Raw genomic sequence first — 925 nt, 5'->3', positions numbered from 1 at the left:
GCGCGGAACTCCTCCGTACCGCCCTCAAGTCCCCTGCCGCCCAGGTGCGAACTGACCTTCTGCACCCCGTGGCCCGCGACGAGCAGACCCACCAGCAGACGCAGAATCAGAAGGCCGGTGTCCACAGACCTCAGCCCGCCGCGTGCGCGCCGATGACGCTCTGCGCGTACACGACACCCAGCCCGTACGCGCCCGCGTGCGCCTTGACGATCTCCATGACCTCGCCGTACGTCTCCTGGCGCGCCCAGTCACGCTGCAGCTCCAGAAGGACCTGCACCCACGTCACCGGCACGGCGCCGGCGGCGAGCATCCGCTGCAGCGCGTGCTCGTGAGCGGCCGGGCTGACGCCGCCGGACGCGTCGGAGACCACGTACACCTCATACCCCTGCTCCAGCGCCGACAGCGCCGGCAGGACGAGGCAGACCTCGGTCCACAGACCGGCCAGGATGATCTTCCTGCGGCCGGTCGCCTTCACCGCCGCCACGAGCGCCTCGTCCTCCCAGGCGTTCATCGTCGTACGGTCGATGACCTCCTGCTTCGGGAACACCTCGGCAAGCTGCGGCAGCAGAGGCCCGGAGAACGACTCGGCGGCCACCGTCGTCAGCACCGCCGGCACACCGAACGCCCGCGCCGCCTTGGCAAGACCCACCGTGCTGTTGATGATCGCCGCGCGGTCACCACTGCCCGTACCGAAGAACATCTGCGGCTGGTGGTCCACGAACAGCATGACCGAGTTGTCCGGCGTCAGCAGATCCTTGCTCGGCGCGGCCTGCACCTTGTCCATGTCGAACATCAGGGGTCCTCTCGCAGCAGTCGATGGGTGCCCGCCGCACTCCCGCGGCCCGGCACTCCTTCAAGCTACGAGCGGCCCCACCGGCCGTGTTGACCTCCGGCGCCCAGGGGTTGGCACCACAGCGCACAACCG

1 protein-coding gene and 1 pseudogene are annotated in these 925 nt (G+C 69.5%); both read right to left on the bottom strand.

Annotated features, from left to right (window positions below; genetic code table 11):
- Positions 1-125, bottom strand: a pseudogene (locus tag IO20_RS41880) (DoxX protein); the annotation flags it as partial.
- A 5-nt stretch (positions 126-130) separates the two neighbouring features.
- Entirely contained in the window at positions 131-793 is a 663-nt protein-coding gene (locus tag IO20_RS0134195) for a hydrolase (protein ID WP_030557209.1), read from the bottom strand.
- Positions 794-925: the final 132 nt, after the last annotated feature.

The organism is Streptomyces exfoliatus, from assembly GCF_000725545.1.
GTDB classification, from domain to species: domain Bacteria; phylum Actinomycetota; class Actinomycetes; order Streptomycetales; family Streptomycetaceae; genus Streptomyces; species Streptomyces exfoliatus.
This window is presented reverse-complemented; position numbering and strand designations above follow the sequence as displayed.

Bases quoted from the DNA above. Each gene is read 5' to 3' on its own strand.
- IO20_RS0134195 (WP_030557209.1), bottom strand. From the start codon at position 793: ATGTTCGACATGGACAAGGTGCAGGCCGCGCCGAGCAAGGATCTGCTG.